Genomic DNA, 17,299 nt, shown 5'->3' with positions numbered 1-17,299 from the left:
GGTTGGTCTTTGGAACGGTCGGTCTTCGTGTGGCCGGGGGAGTGGTGGGCCGGCCCCGACCTGGTCAGGCAGCAGCGGCGGAGCGGTCTTCCGTGGCCTCCGCCTCCGCCTCCGCGGGGTCGGTCCCTCCCGCCCCGTCGTCCGTACTGCCCTCCACACCGAGCCGGTCGAGCAAACGGGCACGCAGCGCGCCGAACCGCGGATCGGCGATGTCACGCGGCCGCGGCAGATCCACCGTGGTCTCGTACGCGATCCGGCCGCCCTCCATCACCAGCGCCCGGTCGGCGAGCAGCAGGGCCTCCTCCACGTCATGGGTGACCAGCAGGACCGCGCAGCCCCGCTCCCGCCACAGCTCGGCCACCAGGCGCTGGGCCTTGATCCGCGTCAGCGCATCGAGCGCCCCGAACGGTTCGTCGAGCAGCAGCAGATCGGGCTCACGCACCAGGGCCCGGGCGAGCGACGCGCGCTGCGCCTCACCGCCGGAGAGCGTCTTCGGCCAGGCATCCGCCCGATGACCGAGCCCGACCTCATCCAACGCCGTTACAGCAGCCTCACGTTCGGGGCGTCCCGGCAGCCCCAGCAGCACATTGCGCCAGACCCGCTTCCAGGGCATCAGCCGCGGCGCCTGGAACGCCACGGCCTTCCGGCGCGGCACCAGCACCTCACCCTCGATCTCCCGGTCGAGCCCGGCCAGGACCCGCAGCAGGGTCGACTTACCGCAGCCGCTGCGCCCGAGCAGCGCCACGAACTCGCCCGGCTGGACGGTCAGTTGCAGATCATCGATAACGGCACGGTCGCCGAAGGCACGCACCAGCCCCGCCACCTGTACGGCGGCACCGGAAGGCGCGGAGCCCGGATCCTTCCCGGCCGCGGTGTCGGTCACTGACCCGTGAACGTCGGTCACTGACCTGTGAACGTCGGTCGCCATTGCAGCAGCAGCCTTTCGAGGGTACGGACGAGGAAGTCGGCGATGAGCCCGAGGATCGCGTAGACCACCAGGCACACCACGATCACGTCGGTGCGGAAGAATTCCCTGGCCTGGTTCATCAGGAATCCGAGGCCGTCATCGGCGTTGACCTGCTCACCGAAGACCAGCGCGAGCCAGGCGGTGGCCAGCGAGTAGCGCAGCCCCGTCATGGCGCCCGGCAGCGCACCCGGCAACACCACATGCCGGATCAGCCCCCACCGGCTCAGCCCGAGCGAGGTCCCGGCCTCCACCAACTGGGCATCCACACCACGGATACCGGCATAGACATTCAGATACAGATGGAAGGCCACACCCAGCGAGATCAACGCGATCTTGGGCGCCTCACCGATCCCCAGCCAAATGATGAACAGCGGAATCACACCCACCCACGGGATGGACCGCAGCATCTGCACGGTGGCGTCGACAAGATCCTCGCCGAGCCGCGAAAGCCCCGAGGCGAGCGCCAGCACCACGCCGGTCACGCCGCCCAACACCAGCCCCACCGCGACCCGTTGGAGAGACACCAGCATCGCCGACGGCAGCGTCCCGTCCGACAGCAGATCCCCGGCAGTGGCAGCGATGGTGCCGGGCGACGCCAGGATGTCTTCCTCCAGAGCCCCGCTCGCACTGAGCACCTGCCACAACACCAGCAGCGCTACGGGCCCCACCGCACGACGCAACCACCGCGGCACCGACCGCCGCCGCCCCGAAACCGGAACGACACGATCGAGCACGGGCCCGCCGCCACGGGAAGCCGACTCCGCCCGCGCCTTCACGCCCTTGGAAAGCGACGGTCGCGCTGCGTCAGCGGCACTATCGGGTGGGGCATGGCCGGCCACGGCCTGGTCGAGAGACATAAAGGCTCCACGGGAGAGGAACTGAGGGGAGGCGAAGGGAGGGGAGGGGGGAGACGAGGGGCGGTCACATGCCGGGACGCCCCACGACCCCTCACCCGGACAGCAGCAAGGAACCGGGTACGGGGAATCCGGGACAACCGGCAATAACGGAAGGGGCGAATGCGGGACGGACGCGGCAAACCTACGAATGCCACAAGGCCACAGGGCCGCAAGACCACAAACCCACAAGGCCAGAAGGACACCAGGCCCACAGGCCCACAGGCCCACAGGGCTGAAGAGAGACCAGAGCTGCCGGGTCCCAAGCCACGAAAGGCGAAACCTAGAACGGCATCAACGACACCATCGGCATCAGCGTCAGCACAGGCATCAACGACACCACCGGCGTCAGCGTCAGCACCGTCCTCAGCGCCGCCAACGCCCTCAAGAACAGCAGCGCATCAGCAACGGCCGCCGCGGCGACACGCGGCAGAGGCCACCCGCACCAGGTCGATGTGACCGCGCGTGGTGAGCAGGGCTGATGTAGACATGTCGCTGAACGTAGCGGTGCGCTCCGACAGGGGTCAAACGTCGTCTCGGCTGGTGGACCTTTGTTGCCGGAACATGGAGACAGCATTGCGGGCGACACCCGCGGGGGTGCGGACGAGAGCGGGCCGTCCATACGAAAATGAACGCATGAGCACCGCATTCACCACCCGCACCCTTGCCGTCACCACCGGCTCGACGGAGACCGTCACCGACCTCACCGCCGACTGCGCCGCATTCCTCCGAGAGGCGGCAGACGGCCGCGACGGCCTGCTGAACATCTTCGTCCCGCACGCGACTGCCGGCATTGCCGTACTGGAAACCGGCGCAGGAAGCGACGAAGACCTCCTGGCCGCACTGCACGACCTCCTGCCCGCCGACAACCGCTGGCGCCACCGCCACGGCAGCCCGGGCCACGGCCGCGACCACGTCCTGCCCGCCCTCGTCCCACCCCACGCCACCCTCCCCGTGGTAGCGGGCCGCATGGAGCTGGGCACCTGGCAGTCCGTGTGCCTGGTCGATACCAACGTCGACAACCCGAACCGCCAGGTACGACTGAGCTTCCTGGGGTGACCGAGATCGTCCTGGGGTGGCCGCGAATTCTCCGTATCCTGCGTGCCCGAAACCGAGAGACCTTGCGCGGTACGGACGTGAACGTGGTCGATCGCCCTGTGACGAATCGGAAAGCGCCTGCCCGGTGATCGGCGAGGGAATCAGCCAGGACTACCCGAGCTTGGAGGTCGCGGCCCAGGCTGTGGGCTACGACGGCACGCTCGGTGGCGCCTGCCTGCACTCATGAGCGGAATCGCATGCAACGCAGCTTCCACAAGCCGCATATCCCCGAGGGGTCGGCACAGAGCCGCCGGCACGGTGAAGAGGGAGGCCCGGAGGCACGTGCACGCCATCGGTGGGCATCTGCGGTGCGGACGAAGTCCATCAGGTCGTGGTCAGGCACGCTCGCACAATTTTCGTGGACGGCGGAAGAGCTTCGGATCCCACGAATACGGATTCCTCGGGGAGTCGAATGGTGCGCAGGGACCTGACCTTCTTGAGACTGCTCACATCGATACTGGCTAGCGGGCTTTCGAAGGTGATGGTGTTGAGGTTCGGGAAGTACGCCAGCCACTCCCAGGTGGCGCCCGACTCAGCCTCCACCCACAAATGAGTGAGGCGAGACGGGTCGCAGGCAGTCTGGAACTCCTCAGGTGTGATCGTGCCTGTTACCCGGATGCGAGAACGGCCACCGAACCTTCGGAGCGCATGCAGTTCCTGCGCATTCGAGACGCAGAAGTAGAGATCTTCCTCTCCGAGGTGAGCAATGACTTCCTCTGCGAATCGATCGCACTCGAAGCGACTCCAGACCCTGGCCAGTTCCGAACGGACACGGAGGTCTGAGAGGTCGCGGTATTGCGCCAGCACGGAGATCGCGGCGTCGGTGGGAAGACGGGTTGCGGACAGTACCGTGAAGTAGGCCTCGTCGTCGGAGAGTGCCTGCGGACCGGGAAGCAGGTCCAGAACGACTGGTCCCACATCAGCCAGGGCGCGCGCCTGATCCGCCGATCGGGGCGGAATAAGTGCCGCGGCCCGCTGCTCCACCTCCATCCGCACATCCGGATTCAGTTCTGTCGCATGTTCCAAACAGGCCGCTGCCAGCAGATGGAGACGCCGGCTGTCCTTCTCCGATGTGTCACCTCGTTCTATGAGACCGGTCAACAGCCGGGTTCGCTCCATGATTCGAGCGTGGGCGACGGACATCCGGATGACGTCTTCCCATTGATCGAGATGCGCGTGCGCGATGAGGAAATCGAAGTCAAGGCCTTCCACAGCAGCCTTGGCACCTAGGTAGTCCTGAAAAGTGCGGTGAATGAAATCCATCGAACCTGTACTTGGTTCGCGCAGGAGACCACTTCGGATCAGCAGGTGGCGATAGATCTCCTCGGCCGTTCCTTGATCGGCGATTTTCGGCATCGCGGGTAGTGCGTGCTCCAGCAGCTCGATGGCGTCGGCCCGGTCCATCTCGGAACGACCGTTGCGGATCATCCAGTAGGCCAGCTTCTGGATCAACTGGATGTGGTGTTCCTCGCCGATGCGGATGGTGCCCGGCTTGTAGATTCCTCGCTCACGGTCACGCCGGGACAGCAGCATGGAAAGGGCAGCGTCGTAGATCTCCTTCCGGTCATCCGGGAGGTAGCCACGACGGTCCTGGTGAAGGGCACAGATCAGTGCGCACATCAGGGGGTTGGTGGCGAGCCGGCCCAGGTCTTGCTTGTCTCGTACGGACTGCAGGAGATCTGTGGCATAGCGGTCACCAATGCCCGCGGCCTTGTGCCACCGCTTGATGAACTCGACGACGTTCTCCCGGCTCATCGGAGCAAGGTCGAGTTCTGCGAAGTCGTCACCGACCAACCAGTCCTGGCGTACGGCCGAAGGCCGAGAGGTCACCAGCCACCGGTTGTTCGGGTAGGCGCTGACCAGCTCCTGCAGCCAACGGCGAGCCTCTTGGCGTTCGCTTTCCGGAATTTCGTCGATCCCGTCGATCAGGATCAACCCACGCTTTGACCTCAGTACCCTGTCGATCCACCCTGTGGGCTGGAGGTTGGCGATGGGGCAGTCAACGGCGGCCAGGAATCCGTCGGGTGTGGGGAGTTTGGCGCCGCCTCGGGTCAGCGTGCGCAGCGGCAGTACAAACGGCACCAGGCCGTAGAGATACAGCAGACGTTCGTCGAGAGCCTTCCTCGCCGTGGATACCGCCAGCCACTGCACGAGGGTAGTTTTCCCTGACCCCGCCACGCCCCGGAGCAATACTCGATCACGGCCGGCCAAGATGTGATCGGCGGGGAGGAGAGTGGGGAGGTCATGCGTTCTGCCGCCCGCCGCGTCCAAGCTCAGATATGCGGCGTCGAGCGGCCAATTCTCAGGCGCCTCGGACAGATCGAGTCCAAAAATGGTCAATTTGCCGTGCTTGGAGGCGATGTACTCGGCGTAGCGCTCCTCGAACGGCCCGTCGGCTGGCGACGGAGTGCGGGCGATCAGAGAGTCGATCTTGAGAGATAACTCTTCGATCCGGCGGCTGTGTTCGATCAGCGTACGGGCCACAAAAGTTGATCTCTGGGTGAAGAACTGCAGGATGTGCAGGCACGCGGTGTCGAGCACGCTCGCATGAAGTGTCACCGCGTCGCTGGATAAACCGAGAGTGGCCGAGGGGCTCTGCGACCGCAGATGCCGGGAGAGCGCCAGGTGCCCGAGCTGCACGGCTTGCACGTCGTCCATGTCGATGTAGCCGAGCGACCTCAGTGAGTCCGCTACGGCATGTGCCACAGCACGCTGTTCGTATGCCGGCAGACGTTCCTTGACGCCGGTGGACTGCGCGGCGCGGTTCACCAGTTCCTCGGCGATCTTGTGCAGATCTTCGTCCGACAGGACTCGTTTCTCTCCCTTGAACGAAACGAGCTTCGAGACGCGCAGCGGCTTGTCGACCAAACCGGCACCCGGGCCGTCAGCTACGAAGAGTCTCTTGATCAGCGGCGCTACAACGCTTGAGGCGAGGCGAGCACCAATGGCAGCGGCTTCCATTTACTCCCCGGTCGGTGTGAGGACGGCAGCCAACCGTCGGCCCGGCAGCAGCTTAGGAGATGGAGTGATGGGCTGCCCGGAAAACAGTCCAAGTGCGGTGGCACGCCGCCAATCGCTGCCATGGCGCTTGCTTCCCAGACCTGACGACCGGTCTCCAAGACTGCGGCCGGGGCCTGGAGACCGATATGCCAGATGCAGTCGTAGTAGCGGCTTCGGGAGGAGATGAGCGCGGCGAGGAATCCGGCGACGGCTTGTGCAGGAGTGTCCGGTCCGAAGCCCTGGTGCCAGGCGGTTGCACCGTCGGCTCCCTTGACGTTGATGCGCCACAGCTCGCCACCGTGCCGCCGAGGGGCCTTGCCGCGCTCTCGATCCGGGGGCGAGGCGGACGGCGCCAACGGGTGACCGTGGCCATCGCAGGCGAGCTGGATTGTGCTGGTCAAGGTGCTTCGGGAAGGGACGAGGGAGCGAGCGTCCGGTACTCGTGTGGACGTTGATAGGGGAGCCGCGTCATGTAGCGGTTCGAGTGGTTTACCGTCCTCGTCCGTGTGAATGCACTGGCTCTGCGTCGCTCGTATGCCAAGTGTGATGCCCGATGAGTACACAAGATATGAGCACTCCAGACCTGAGCATTCCGAGCACGAAGAACACGGACGCATCGAGCGAGGAGCGACTCGCGTCGGATGCTTCACGCGCCTCGCATCCCTCGCCTCGGTCGCACGGCGCGCAGCCCTCACGGCGCTCCGTGGTCACGGCGACCGGTGCCTCGGCGCTCGCTGCCGGGCTCACCGCCGCCTCCGTCGCGCCCGCGACCGCGTTGAGCCCCGCCACCGCACCCTCGACGGCGCCGGCCGCGGTGCCGCCCGGCCTCGATCCCAAGGCGTACACCACGGTCGCCCGCGCCATCGCCGTCTACGACGAGCACGACAAACCCCTCGTCCCGGCCTACGTGAAGGCCATCGAGAACGGCTTGCCCGCCAGCCGGGCGAAGGCAACGAAGCGGGTCCTGATCGTCGGGGCCGGACCGGCCGGCCTGCTCGCCGCCAACCTGCTCCACCGGGCAGGCCACGATGTCGTCGTGATCGAGGCCAACGGCAACCGCGTCGGCGGCCGAATCAAGACGTTCCGCAAGGGCGGCCACGAGAACGGGCAGCAGCCCTTCGCCGACCCCAAGCAGTACGCCGAAGCCGGGGCCATGCGGCTGCCCGACAGCCACCCGCTCCTGATGGCACTGATCAAGAAGCTCGACCTCGCGCTTCAGGAGTTTTACCTGGTGGATGTGGAGGTCGACAACCCGACGAAGAAGGCCAACCGCACGTGGATCCACGTCAATGGCATCCACATGCGCCGTGCCGACTACGAGAAGAACCCCGAAAAGATCAACGACACCTTCGGTGTCACGGGCCCCAACCGCACGAAGACCGCCTCTGCCATCCTCGCGCAGGCCCTCGAACCCGCACACCAGCTCATCCGGGGTAAGGAAGGGCCGGCCCTCGTCAACGGATGGGGCGAGGTTCTCAAGAAGTACGGCCACTGGTCCATGTACCGGTATCTCACCGAAGTCGCCAGACTCGACACCAGGACCATCGACCTCATTGGCACCATCCAGAACCTGACCTCCCGGCTGCACCTCTCCTTCACGCACAGCTTCCTGTCCGCCGCGCTGATCGACCCCAAGACCAAGTTCTGGGAGATCAAGGGCGGCACCGCGCTGCTCGCCGACGCGCTGTACGCGCCTGTGAAGGGAAAGGTAAGGCTCGACAGGCGCGCCTTACGCATCGAACGCAACAACGGCAAGGTCAGGGTGCACACCGTTTCCGAGGACTGCCAGACCGGCAAGGGGGGTGTCACGGAGGTCTTCGAGGGCGACGAGGCGATCATCACCGTCCCCTTCTCCGGACTGCGCCACGTGGCCTTCGACCCTCCGCTCACCTACGGCAAGCGCCGGGCCGTCACAGAACTGCACTACGACGCCGCGACCAAGGTGCTGCTGGAGTTCTCCCGCCGTTGGTGGGAGTTCACCGAGGCGCAATGGAAGGAGGCGCTGAACTCCATCGAGGACAAGCTCTACGACAAGTACAAGGCGGGCGGGGTCAAACACGGCAAGTACCTCGGCGCGCACAAGTCCGTGAAGGACCTGGGGGTGAAGATCCCCGACGAACTCAAGAAGTGCTTCGCCGTCTTCCGGCCCGTCGTGAGCGGCGAACCGGATGCCGCTCATGTCCGTGGCGGCGGCACCGTGAGCGACAACGCCAACCGCTTCATGTACTTCGAGCACGCGCACCCTCTGGAGGGCAGCGACGGAGGCATCATGCTCGCCTCCTACAGCTGGTCCGACGACGCCCTCAAATGGGACGCCTTCGCCGACGAGGAGCGGTATCTGCGCGCGCTCGCTGGAGTGCAGGCTGTCTTCGGCCGCCGCTGCGAGGTCTTCTTCACCAACAAGTGCAAGACCCAGTCGTGGATGCGCGACCACTACGCCTACGGTGAGGCTTCCGTGCTCTTCCCCGGCCAGCACACGGAACTTTTCCCCGACGTCCCCGCATCCGAAGGGCCGCTGCATTTCGCGGGGGACCACACGTCCATCAAGCCCGCCTGGATCGAAGGCGCCCTCGAATCCGCCGTCCGGACGGCATTGAAGGTCCACACGGGCCGACAGGGGTGATGGGACGCCCCGGTCCGGCGCCCCACTCGCCGGGACACCGGACCGGGGCCCCGTCCGCTCAGCGCCCCCCGTTTTGTTTCTTCGCGGTCCTGCAGAGGGCCGCTTGCCTCCGGGCCCGACCTGACTGTGTCCCCCTGCCGAGGGGATGACCTGGGGGGTGTCACCGGGCCCGAGGGGTGCCGTTGGAGACGCCGACGAGGGGTCCGACTACCGCCCGGCCGAGCGCAACGCCCGGCCGTTTGCGGGCGGCAGGTCTGCATCGTGGATGCGTGGGTACGGTGCCGCCACCAAGACCAGCGCATGACCAGGGACAAGCGCTGCGCCTGGCTGCTCGACCGCTGCGAGGATGAAAAACTCTGGTTCGAGCACGGGAACGGGGCCAGGCACCCGCGTCCCTGGACCAGGAAGGCCGGCGGCGGGGGCGGTGGAGTGATCAAGTTCGTGGCGTGGAGCCCACGGACGCCGCGTGTGCCGAGCATGGCGGCGATCTCGGCCAGTGCCAGGACTTTCCTGGAGGCCGCAGCCCAGGCTGCGGGGGACGACGGCACACTGGCCGGCACCTATCTGCCTATGCCTCATCATTCGGAGTGAGGCTCTCGACCGCGCCGCGCGTGGCCCGGCCCCGGGGAGGAGTGGCACTACACCCGCCTGACCGTCTCGTACCCGGGTGCCCGCCCGGCCCACACGGGACGACGCGAGACATTTTGCCCTCTGGAGGTGCGGCGTGCCCCGGGGCGGGGCCAAGAGTTATCGCCGTGAGCTGGCCGAAATCTTTCGGTGTCGAGCAGAATGCGGGGCATGACGGAGGGCGCACCCGAGGAAGACATCATCGAAGCCGCATGGCAGAAGCTGCTCACTGCCCATCGCGTGGACGGCCGGTTGCTACGCGCCGCCTACGCCGAGCCCCGACTACGGCAGCTGTTCCCCTGGGTCGGCATGGGCGAGCTGCACTTCAGCCGGTGCACAGAGCTGCGTTGGACCTGGGACGTGCCGTACATCGCCCCGATGATGGGCGGAGGCTTCCTCGTCGGCGGGCCCTCGCGGTCCCAGAGCGTCGGCCCCGCCCCGACCGCGGAGGCTGCCATCGCGATGGTGGTCGAACGACTTCCGCCGGGCTGCGGTCGAGCCTTCGTCGGCACGCCAGAAGAACTGGCGGAAAAGGAACAGGCGGAGCAGTGAGAGCGGATGCTCCTGTAGACGTCAAGTCGTAGGAGCTAGTGCTGTGACCGCATAGGTTCGCCGGGTTGGTCGTCGTGGCGGTTGGATGTGCGGTGACGTCCGATCCGACCGCTGGAGGCGCGGTGGCCGAGCCTGTCCGTGTGCGCAGACTGCCCGACCAGGGGGCAGCGGCTGCAGCAGATCGTGCGCCGGGGCAGCACCAACTCGGTGCGCTATCGGCGCGCGATGATGCTGCTGGCCTCGGCCGGCGGGAATCGGGTGCCGGTGATCGCCCAGCTGGTGGCGGCCGACGAGGACACCGTGCGCGATGTGATCCACCGGTTCAACGAGATCGGACCGCGAGGCGAAGCTGGACCGGATCGAGCACGTCCTGGATCGTTTCCCCGACCGGGTCTTCGCGTTCGACGAGTTCGGCCCACTCGGGATCCGGCCCACCGCAGGCTCGGGCTGGGCCGAACGGAAACACTCCGACCGGGTGCCACCTACCACCGCACCCATGGAGTCCGGTACTTCCACGGCTGCTACTCGGTCGGCGACGACATGTTGTGGGGCGTCAACCGCCGCAAGAAAGGTGCCGCGAACACGCTGGCCGCGCTCAAGTCGATCCGCGCCACCCGGCCCGACGGCGCCCTCATCTACGTGATCCTGGACAACCTGTCCGCCCACAAAGGCACCGACATCCGCCGCTGGGCTACAAAGCACAAGGTCGAGCTGTGCTTCACCCCGACCTACGCCTCTTGGGCCAACCCATCGAGGGCCACTTCGGACCGCTGAGGCAGTCCACCATCGCCAACTCCAACCACCCCAACCACACCGTGCAGACACGAGCCCTGCACGCCTATCTACGCTGGCGCAACGCCAACGCCCGCCACCGCGACGTCCTGGCCGCCGAACGCAAGGAACGCGCCCGCATCCGAAGCGAGAAGGGCATCCGTTGGGGCGGACGCCCCCTCAACACCGCAGCCTGACCAACCGCGAACTTACACAGCCACAGCGCATCATCGGTCCGCTCGTGGCCAAGCGTGGACGACCGAAGCGTTGTGAAGATGATCTCGGCTGGGCAGACCCGGAGCCCCGAACGGGGCAGGTTCAGGAGAAGGACGGCGCCAGAGGAGAATGACTCAGGAGGCGGACGGCTCGATCTCCCCCGCGAAGACGATGACCTGGTCGATGAGGCTCCGCCGCAGATGGACGACGTCCGTTCCCGCCAGGCGGGGGCCTCCATCCGGCGTCGTGAAGACCCACTGGTACCGGGCCCACTCGCCCGGCATGTCCACCGCCGAACAGCGCACCATCGTGCCGGTCCCCGCGGGGTGGCGCCGGATGTCCAGCACGAACCGCTCGACCGCCTCGATCCCCTCACTGCGGCCCAACGGTCCCCAGAAGACCACGTCCGAGGTTAGGGCCTGGGAGAGCAGCGCAGTCACATAGCTGTCGTCCGAGGCGTTGAACGCGGAGATGAACGTGTCGATCGCGGACCGCGCGGTTTCTTCCTGCATGCACCAGTAATACCAGTCGCCTCACGGACCGCGCTCGTCCCGTGAGCCGTCTCCCGACCACGGTGAACCATCCCGGTCACGGCACTAGGTGTGCTGTTTGGACAGTGGTGACGCGGCTGGCTGGGGTGTGGCCGCTGATTCCGGTGTGGGGCGGTGGTAGTTGTACCAGTCCAGCCAGTCGGGAAATGCGGCTTGGCGGTCGGCGTTTGCTCGACCATGCGGGCCTCCTCGATCTCTCCCGAGCGGTCCTTGACTCCGCCCATGTCGGCGCTGAGAAGGGGGCGAACTCACAGGTCCGAGGTCTGAGGTCCGAGGTCCGAGGATCGGGGTAGGCCAGGCATCCAAGATGCATGTCCTGTTGGACACGAACGGGCCGAGCGCCGCCCCGACCGGCCGGTGCCGCCGACGGCCGGTGCCGCCGCGATCGGGGCGGTTGTGCATCTGCTGGCCACGGCCATCGAGGAGGGCCAGAGCCCGTCCTTGGCGAGTGGCGAGTGGCGAGTGGCGTGCTGGCCGGCACCGCCTACCGTCTACCGCCTACTGGCCTGGTGGCGCCGGCCCGCGGCTAGTGCAGATGCCGGGCGAAGAACCGGGCCGCGGCGTCCCCCGCGAACTGTGGGACGCCGCTGTGCCCGCCCATGTTGGCGTGCAGCGTCTTCTCCTTGGAGCCGAAGGCGTCGAACAGGTCCAGGGCCGCCTGCCGGTCGTTCCCTTCGTCGTCCCACTGCAGCAGGACGTGCAGCGGAATGGTGACCCGGCGGGCCTCCTCGAACATGGCGGCGGGCACGAGACTCCCGGCGAACAGAACGGCGGCCGAGATGCGCGGCTCGACCACCGCGAGCCGGATGCCGATGGAGATCACTCCCCCCGAGTACCCGACCGGGCCGCCGATCTCGGGCAGTGACAGGAGGGCGTCCAGGGCGGCCTGCCATTCCGGGACCGACTTTTCGACGAGTGGGAGGACGAGGGCGTCGATGATCTCGTCGCCGACCGGCTCGCCGGCCTCCATAGCCCGGCGCAGGTCGGCGCGGGCCTGCTCGGCGGCGGCCCAACGGGGCCGGTCACCGCTCCCGGGGAGCTCGATGGTGGCCGCGGCGAAGCCGTCCGCCGCGGCGTGCCGGGCCCGCCCCGCCAGCCGGGGGTACATCGTGCGCAGCCCGAGCGGAGGGTGGCCGAGCAGGATCAGCGGCGCCGGTGCCGATGTGGATGCAGATGCGGGCGTCCAGAGGATGCCAGGGATCTCGCCGAGGGTGAATTCGCGTTCGAGGACGCCGTCGTCGAGGTGCTGTTCTGACGTGAAGTGCATGGTCGTGCCTTTCGGGAGTGCGCTTGAACGGCGCTCCCGGACGACCTATCGCCCGACCGTGACCCCGGAGGGGAGCACCCATGTCGATACTGCGTTCACGGGTACCACCTCCTCGTTCTCTCGCACGGCCTTCCGGAAGGTAGCAGCGGTCGCCGTGGTCCGCCAACGGGTTTTTTGCAGCGGCTCCGTGGCCGGATGCCGCCTCACCACATTGGATATGGACTTCATCCCGGAACTCGGTGTAATGAGCTTCTGAAGGTAAAAAGGAACCCTGATTGCGGGGGGGGGGGAGAGAGACTGGCCGCTCTTGGGAATTGCCTCCGAGTGTCGGTGCACCTCACGTGTGGCGTGGAGGCGATACGCCGCGCACTTCCGCCGGCCCAGTGGCCGAGCGCTTCTATGACACCAGGACTCCAGGACACCATTCCGGTGCTGGCGTGCAACACCCCTCCGTGATCCCCGAAATGCTTGCCCAGGGCAGTGCGGGGACGGGAGACCCGTCGTGGGGTAGGGAAGCGGGGACCGGGGGGAGGGAACTGGCTGATGCAAGGGCGAGTTGCGAGGCCCCTCGGAACAGACTCGATCGAGGGCAGGACTTGGGACAGGAGGCACTGTTATGCGTATCCCCGGACCCGAGCGCCAGGAGGACGGCGGGCTGAGCGCCGTTGCGGCTGCGGGCGGGCTGCACCGGTACCAGTTACGCCTGCACGAGGCGTACGGACCTGTCGTGCGCTTCCAACTGCCGGGCGCGGACACGGCAGTGTCGGTCGCCGATCCCGTGCTTCTGGAGGCCACGGCGCACATCGACACGCGGCCCGAGGAGCTGTTCGCGTTCCTGGACCCGCTGTGCGAGGCAGGCAACCTGCAAGTGCTACCCGCCGACGAGCACACCCCCTGGCGCCGACTGCTGCTCTCGGTGCTCGCCGGACGGCCGGCTCATGAGCGGCATTTCGCGCGCTTCGCCGAGCTGGCGCGGGAGCTCGCGGACCGCTGGGCGGGGCAGGCCGACGGCGAACCCGTCGAGCTGCAAAAGGAGTTGACCGCGCTGTCGCTCCGTATGATCTGCGGGTTCGCGCTCGGCGGCGCGGAAACCGACACGGACCGTGTCGTCGCCGCGTTCGAGGAGGTGCTCACCGAGCACCTCGGGCGGCTCTACCAGGTGGCGCGGGCCGACCCCCGCTCGGCGGAGCGGGCCGAGGCGGCCCTTGCATATCTGCGCGCGACGGTCGACCGCGTGGTGGCGGCGCACCGCTCGGACGGCCGCACCGACCGCAGTGACCTGATCGGGGCGCTCGTCGAGGCCGGTCAGAGCCCGGCGCGGATCCGGGACACCGTGATGATGACGCTGCTCGCTGCCCACCACACCACCGGCGTCGCCGTCTCGTGGACGCTGCACCTGCTGGGCCGCCATCCCGAAGCGGCCGATCGGGTCGCCGCCGAACTGGACCAGGTGTTGGGCGAGCGCGCCACGCCCGATTACGGTGATCTGCGGCGGCTCACGTATCTGGACATGGTGCTCAAGGAGTCGATGCGCCTGTTCCCACCCGGCCCGTACGGCGCACGCGAGACGACCGAGGACCTGGTTCTGGGCCCGTACGAGATCCCGGCCGGGACGACGGTGTTCTATCCGTTCTGGGCGGTGCACCTGAACCCTGAGCATTGGCCCGAGCCGGAGCGGTTCGACCCCGAGCGGTTCACTCCGCAGGAGGTGGCCAAGCGGCCGCGGCTCGCGTACGTCCCCTTCGGGATCGGGCCACGCAGCTGCGAGGGCGCCGCTTTGGCCACGGTAGAGGCCCAGGTTGTCCTGGCCGTCCTCCTCAAGCGACTGCGCTTTCGGCCCGCGCCGGGGCACGAAGTGACGCAGGTGGAACGGTTCGTGCTGTGGGCGCGGGACGGGATCCGGATGATGGTGCGGCCACGGGACCTCTAGGGCCTGTCCGATGGGTCCAGGTCGGACCGATGGCTCCAGTCGGAAAGGTGGTGCGGTGTCCGGTGCACTGCGTTCTCCTCTACGCCTTAGGGGCGCGGGGGTCACCCTCATCGCTCTCTCCGTCTCGGCTCTTCCTTTGTTCCACGGATGCCGAGCTACATCGCAAGGCGCCGGGAGCGGCCCGATGGCGGAGCTATCGGGAGGTGTCGGCAACGCCGCGCGGTGCCGTGACCAGCCGTCAGTTCAACGCTGTGCTGCCCGTGATCGACGTCTTGTGGACCGAAGTGAGGTACGGCCAGTATCTGGATGTGACTGCCACCGGCACCGCCACAGCTGGCCTGAGCTGACGGCCTCGCCGACCAGGCGTGCCGGCAGCGGCTGGCACGGCTGACCATGGGGCCGCCCGGGCACCCCGGCCTGGACGGGGCACAGGTCGTGACCGCCACCAAGGTGGTGCTGCGGCAGGCCCACGCCGAGACATTCGGCTCCCACGAACCGGCCTTCAGACGACCTTCAGACGGCCTTCAGACTGTGGGCCAACTCGGTGCCCGCAAGGCTCTGGAGCACACGGGAGCGCCGCGCACCGAGGTGCCCAAGTGTGTTGTCCCGGCACATTGGTGACGGGTGACACGTCCTGGTTGGCGCTTGAAAGGGTGAGGGGAGTAAGTCCGCAATCGGCTGCGGAAGTGGGCGGCCGACGGCACGTGGGGGAAGGTCTTCACCGTCCTGCTCGCCCGAGCCGATGCCGAGTGCGGCCTCGACTGGGCCAGCCATCGCGGTGGACTCCGACTCCTCTCAGATCAGAACGACTCATTTCAGCGAGTGCGGAAGACGACGTCAGGACGATGGCGGGGAGCTGTGGCACATGGGGCCCGGCAGGGACGTGTCATGAGCGCGGACGCGGAGCAGGAAGGCGACCCAGCTGCGGTAGGGCTTCCACCGGTCGGCGATCTTGGCCAATTGGGTGACGTCGTCGTCGGTGGTCGGGGCGCCGAGTCCGTATGCGGTGGCGACGGCCTTGTGGACGCGTGGTTCGTGGCGGGGAAAGACGTCGGGGTGTCCTGCTCCCCGTATGAGGATGAGTTCGGCCGAGAAGGGGCCGATGCCGGGCAGGGTGCGCAGTTCGGCGAGGGCGTGGTCGGCGGGCAGGGCACGCAGGTGGGGTGCGTCGAGTTTCCCGTCGAGGGCTGCTTCGGCCAGCGCGTGCAGCCGCTGGATCTTGATGCCGGTGAGGCCGGGCACGTGGGTGATGGTGCGCAGGGCCGCGGGGGTGGGGAATGCGTGCAGGGTCTGGCCTGCGATGTGGACGCGGTGTCCGTGCTGGTGGGCGATGCGGGCCTTGATGGCGGCTGCCTGGGTCATGCGGATGCGGTTGCCGATAATTGCCCAGGTGGCGGCTTCGTAGGGGGAGTGGAAGCACACCGGGCGCAGCCCCGGGTGGTCCGCCGTGAGCCCGGCCACCACGGGGTCCGCGGCAAGGCCGGGGAATCCGGTGGCGTCGACGTCGAGCGAGAGGATGCGGGCGAGTTGGGCCCGCACAGCCTGATTGGCCGCTGCCTCTGCGGTCACTGCCGTCGCCGGGTGCGGGGTGCCGGGATGCACGGTGAATTCGGCCCGGACCGTTCCCGTGCCGCCGTCTGCCCTCACCTCCTGCCGGACGGCGGCCGCGACGACCGAGGCGCCGTCGTCGGCGGGGAAGGCCAGGCGGAGGATTCCGTCCGGCGCGTGGGCATAGCTCGCGGGGCTGAAGCCCTCCAAGAACCGGATGCTGGAGGCGAGCGAGAAGGGCCCGGCCGGGGTGAGGGTGACGGCGGGCACGGTCAGCCTCCGTGCGCGGTGAGGGTGTAGCCCTCGGGGCCCTCGAAGGAGAACATCGGCCCGAAGGGGCTGTTCGCGATCGGGGTGAGGATCTTGACCCCGGCGGCGGTGAGCTGGTCGTGGAGCTGATGGGCGTCGGAGGTCTGGAACCAGAGCACCGCGCCGAGTCCGGGCCGTGCGGTGTCGGCGAGGTCGACGCCCGGGAGGAGCTCGCGGACGGCGAAGGGGGTCGGCTTGGTGTCGAAGACGACCGCGTGGGGTGGCGAGACCGCGGCCCGGCGCAGACCGAGGTGCTGCTCGCAGAAGTCCGCTGCCGCCTTCAGGTCGCGCACTTGCAGGGCGACGAAGTCGGGGCCGTCGATGGTGGCAGTCATGGCTCTCCTCGAACTCGATGTCAGGACGCAATGTCAGGACTTTGACATGGTCGAGGCTAAAGCGGTCGCGTCACGTATGTCAAAATGCTGACATGCTGGAGAACGTGGCGACCGAACCGCCCCACCCCGCGAAAGACGTCACTCAACACGTGGGATACCTGCTCAAACGCACCCAGGCCGCCCTCCGTGGGGCCATGGACAAGGTCCTGCGCGAGCACGGCCTGACCGTGCCGCAGTACGCCACCCTCGAACTCCTGGCCCTGCATCCCGGCATGTCCAACGCCGACCTCGCCCGCGCGACCTTCGTCACCCGGCAATCCGGGAACGTCGTCCTGCGGGGCCTGCAGGAAGCGGGACTTATCGCCCGCCCCGCCACCGCCGACCACGGCCGCGCCCGGCCCGCCCACCTCACGGAGGAGGGCAACGCGCGCCTGGCCGCCGTCCAGGCAGCCGTCTACGCCATCGAGCAGCGCATGGTCGAAGCGATCCCGGCGCAGCGTCTGGCAGTGCTCCTCGCCGACCTCGACCGCATGGCGGCAGCACTGGAGGAATGACCCCACTCTCTGGGGCGGTGAACTCCGCCGGGGCCGCCCTGGAGAAGCTGCTCGCCGA

General features: G+C 67.6%; 15 protein-coding genes and 2 pseudogenes. 7 read left to right on the top strand and 10 right to left on the bottom strand.

Annotated elements, in window-relative coordinates; translation table 11 throughout:
• Positions 1–64: 64 nt before the first annotated feature.
• The 3 genes from STRNI_RS05685 to STRNI_RS41540 all read right to left on the bottom strand — a co-directional run bounded on the left by STRNI_RS05685 (position 65) and on the right by STRNI_RS41540 (position 2,351).
• On the bottom strand, positions 65–928 hold the full coding sequence (locus tag STRNI_RS05685; RefSeq protein WP_277410684.1) for an ABC transporter ATP-binding protein: 864 nt from the start codon (positions 926–928) through the stop codon (positions 65–67).
• On the bottom strand, positions 901–1,824 hold the full coding sequence (locus STRNI_RS05680) for an ABC transporter permease (protein WP_262371297.1): 924 nt from the start codon (positions 1,822–1,824) through the stop codon (positions 901–903). Before STRNI_RS05680 ends, STRNI_RS05685 begins: the two co-directional genes overlap by 28 nt.
• 437 nt (positions 1,825–2,261) lie before the next feature.
• The gene (locus STRNI_RS41540; RefSeq protein ID WP_362608349.1) at positions 2,262–2,351 is read right to left on the bottom strand and encodes a putative leader peptide; all 90 of its coding nucleotides are present in this window, start codon (positions 2,349–2,351) and stop codon (positions 2,262–2,264) included.
• Positions 2,352–2,496: 145 nt separating this feature from the next.
• Between STRNI_RS41540 and STRNI_RS05675 the strand changes: the two genes are divergently transcribed.
• Positions 2,497–2,919 carry a secondary thiamine-phosphate synthase enzyme YjbQ gene (locus tag STRNI_RS05675; RefSeq protein WP_018088602.1) on the top strand — a complete coding sequence of 141 codons (423 nt, stop codon included), beginning with the start codon at positions 2,497–2,499 and terminating at the stop codon, positions 2,917–2,919.
• A gap of 363 nt (positions 2,920–3,282) precedes the next feature.
• Here the strand turns inward: STRNI_RS05675 and STRNI_RS05670 are convergent, their stop codons facing one another.
• Together STRNI_RS05670 and STRNI_RS05665 are read right to left on the bottom strand one after the other, a co-directional pair.
• A complete protein-coding gene (locus tag STRNI_RS05670; RefSeq protein WP_277410683.1) occupies positions 3,283–5,919 on the bottom strand; it encodes an NACHT domain-containing protein in 2,637 nt (878 codons plus the stop codon).
• Positions 5,874–6,575, bottom strand: coding sequence for an SPDY domain-containing protein (locus tag STRNI_RS05665; RefSeq protein WP_277410682.1), 702 nt, complete (start codon positions 6,573–6,575; stop codon positions 5,874–5,876). The genes STRNI_RS05670 and STRNI_RS05665 overlap by 46 nt, the downstream gene beginning before the upstream one ends.
• On the opposite strand from STRNI_RS05665, the gene STRNI_RS05660 reads away from it, so the two are divergent.
• From STRNI_RS05660 to STRNI_RS05645, 4 genes and pseudogenes are all read left to right on the top strand, one after another.
• Entirely contained in the window at positions 6,527–8,581 is a 2,055-nt protein-coding gene (locus tag STRNI_RS05660) for an FAD-dependent oxidoreductase (RefSeq protein ID WP_401849791.1), read from the top strand. The genes STRNI_RS05665 and STRNI_RS05660 overlap by 49 nt on opposite strands.
• Before the next feature lie 300 nt (positions 8,582–8,881).
• Entirely contained in the window at positions 8,882–9,172 is a 291-nt protein-coding gene (locus STRNI_RS05655) for a hypothetical protein (RefSeq protein ID WP_277410680.1), read from the top strand.
• Between the two features lie 207 nt (positions 9,173–9,379).
• On the top strand, positions 9,380–9,760 hold the full coding sequence (locus STRNI_RS05650) for a DUF6193 family natural product biosynthesis protein (RefSeq protein WP_266444962.1): 381 nt from the start codon (positions 9,380–9,382) through the stop codon (positions 9,758–9,760).
• 122 nt (positions 9,761–9,882) lie between these two features.
• A pseudogene (locus tag STRNI_RS05645) lies at positions 9,883–10,728 on the top strand (transposase).
• A 153-nt stretch (positions 10,729–10,881) separates the two neighbouring features.
• On the opposite strand, the gene STRNI_RS05640 reads toward STRNI_RS05645, so the two are convergent.
• From STRNI_RS05640 to STRNI_RS05635, 3 genes and pseudogenes are all read right to left on the bottom strand, one after another.
• Positions 10,882–11,259, bottom strand: coding sequence for a nuclear transport factor 2 family protein (locus tag STRNI_RS05640; RefSeq protein WP_018088611.1), 378 nt, complete (start codon positions 11,257–11,259; stop codon positions 10,882–10,884).
• A 76-nt stretch (positions 11,260–11,335) separates the two neighbouring features.
• Positions 11,336–11,460: pseudogene (locus STRNI_RS41535) on the bottom strand (IS481 family transposase); the annotation flags it as partial.
• A 364-nt stretch (positions 11,461–11,824) separates the two neighbouring features.
• On the bottom strand, positions 11,825–12,565 hold the full coding sequence (locus STRNI_RS05635) for a dienelactone hydrolase family protein (protein WP_018088612.1): 741 nt from the start codon (positions 12,563–12,565) through the stop codon (positions 11,825–11,827).
• Positions 12,566–13,181: 616 nt separating this feature from the next.
• On the opposite strand from STRNI_RS05635, the gene STRNI_RS05630 reads away from it, so the two are divergent.
• A complete protein-coding gene (locus tag STRNI_RS05630) occupies positions 13,182–14,495 on the top strand; it encodes a cytochrome P450 (RefSeq protein WP_274739522.1) in 1,314 nt (437 codons plus the stop codon).
• Between the two features lie 837 nt (positions 14,496–15,332).
• On the opposite strand, the gene STRNI_RS05625 is transcribed toward STRNI_RS05630, so the two are convergent.
• Together STRNI_RS05625 and STRNI_RS05620 are read right to left on the bottom strand one after the other, a co-directional pair.
• On the bottom strand, positions 15,333–16,313 hold the full coding sequence (locus STRNI_RS05625; RefSeq protein ID WP_277410679.1) for a DNA-3-methyladenine glycosylase family protein: 981 nt from the start codon (positions 16,311–16,313) through the stop codon (positions 15,333–15,335).
• A gap of 2 nt (positions 16,314–16,315) precedes the next feature.
• The gene (locus STRNI_RS05620; RefSeq protein ID WP_277410678.1) at positions 16,316–16,687 is read right to left on the bottom strand and encodes a VOC family protein; all 372 of its coding nucleotides are present in this window, start codon (positions 16,685–16,687) and stop codon (positions 16,316–16,318) included.
• 92 nt (positions 16,688–16,779) lie between these two features.
• Here STRNI_RS05620 and STRNI_RS05615 point away from each other — a divergent pair, with 92 nt between their 5' ends.
• Positions 16,780–17,241: a MarR family winged helix-turn-helix transcriptional regulator gene (locus tag STRNI_RS05615; protein WP_277410677.1), complete on the top strand. Its 462-nt coding sequence runs from the start codon at positions 16,780–16,782 to the stop codon at positions 17,239–17,241.
• The last annotated feature ends 58 nt before the right edge of the window (positions 17,242–17,299 follow it).

Origin of the sequence: Streptomyces nigrescens (assembly GCF_027626975.1) — a bacterium.
GTDB lineage: Bacteria > Actinomycetota > Actinomycetes > Streptomycetales > Streptomycetaceae > Streptomyces > Streptomyces nigrescens.
The sequence above is the reverse complement of the archived record's forward strand: the minus strand, read 5'-3'. Positions and strand labels throughout refer to the sequence as shown.

Excerpts from the sequence above, each read along its gene's own strand:
- STRNI_RS05685 (WP_277410684.1), bottom strand. The coding sequence starts at position 928 with ATGGCGACCGACGTTCACAGGTCAGTGACCGACGTTCACGGGTCAGTG.
- STRNI_RS05680 (WP_262371297.1), bottom strand. The coding sequence starts at position 1,824 with ATGTCTCTCGACCAGGCCGTGGCCGGCCATGCCCCACCCGATAGTGCC.
- STRNI_RS41540 (WP_362608349.1), bottom strand. The coding sequence starts at position 2,351 with ATGTCTACATCAGCCCTGCTCACCACGCGCGGTCACATCGACCTGGTG.
- STRNI_RS05675 (WP_018088602.1), top strand. The coding sequence starts at position 2,497 with ATGAGCACCGCATTCACCACCCGCACCCTTGCCGTCACCACCGGCTCG.
- STRNI_RS05670 (WP_277410683.1), bottom strand. The coding sequence starts at position 5,919 with ATGGAAGCCGCTGCCATTGGTGCTCGCCTCGCCTCAAGCGTTGTAGCG.
- STRNI_RS05660 (WP_401849791.1), top strand. The coding sequence starts at position 6,527 with ATGAGCACTCCAGACCTGAGCATTCCGAGCACGAAGAACACGGACGCA.
- STRNI_RS05665 (WP_277410682.1), bottom strand. The coding sequence starts at position 6,575 with ATGCGTCCGTGTTCTTCGTGCTCGGAATGCTCAGGTCTGGAGTGCTCA.
- STRNI_RS05655 (WP_277410680.1), top strand. The coding sequence starts at position 8,882 with ATGACCAGGGACAAGCGCTGCGCCTGGCTGCTCGACCGCTGCGAGGAT.
- STRNI_RS05650 (WP_266444962.1), top strand. The coding sequence starts at position 9,380 with ATGACGGAGGGCGCACCCGAGGAAGACATCATCGAAGCCGCATGGCAG.
- STRNI_RS05640 (WP_018088611.1), bottom strand. The coding sequence starts at position 11,259 with ATGCAGGAAGAAACCGCGCGGTCCGCGATCGACACGTTCATCTCCGCG.
- STRNI_RS05635 (WP_018088612.1), bottom strand. The coding sequence starts at position 12,565 with ATGCACTTCACGTCAGAACAGCACCTCGACGACGGCGTCCTCGAACGC.
- STRNI_RS05630 (WP_274739522.1), top strand. The coding sequence starts at position 13,182 with ATGCGTATCCCCGGACCCGAGCGCCAGGAGGACGGCGGGCTGAGCGCC.
- STRNI_RS05620 (WP_277410678.1), bottom strand. The coding sequence starts at position 16,687 with ATGACTGCCACCATCGACGGCCCCGACTTCGTCGCCCTGCAAGTGCGC.
- STRNI_RS05615 (WP_277410677.1), top strand. The coding sequence starts at position 16,780 with ATGCTGGAGAACGTGGCGACCGAACCGCCCCACCCCGCGAAAGACGTC.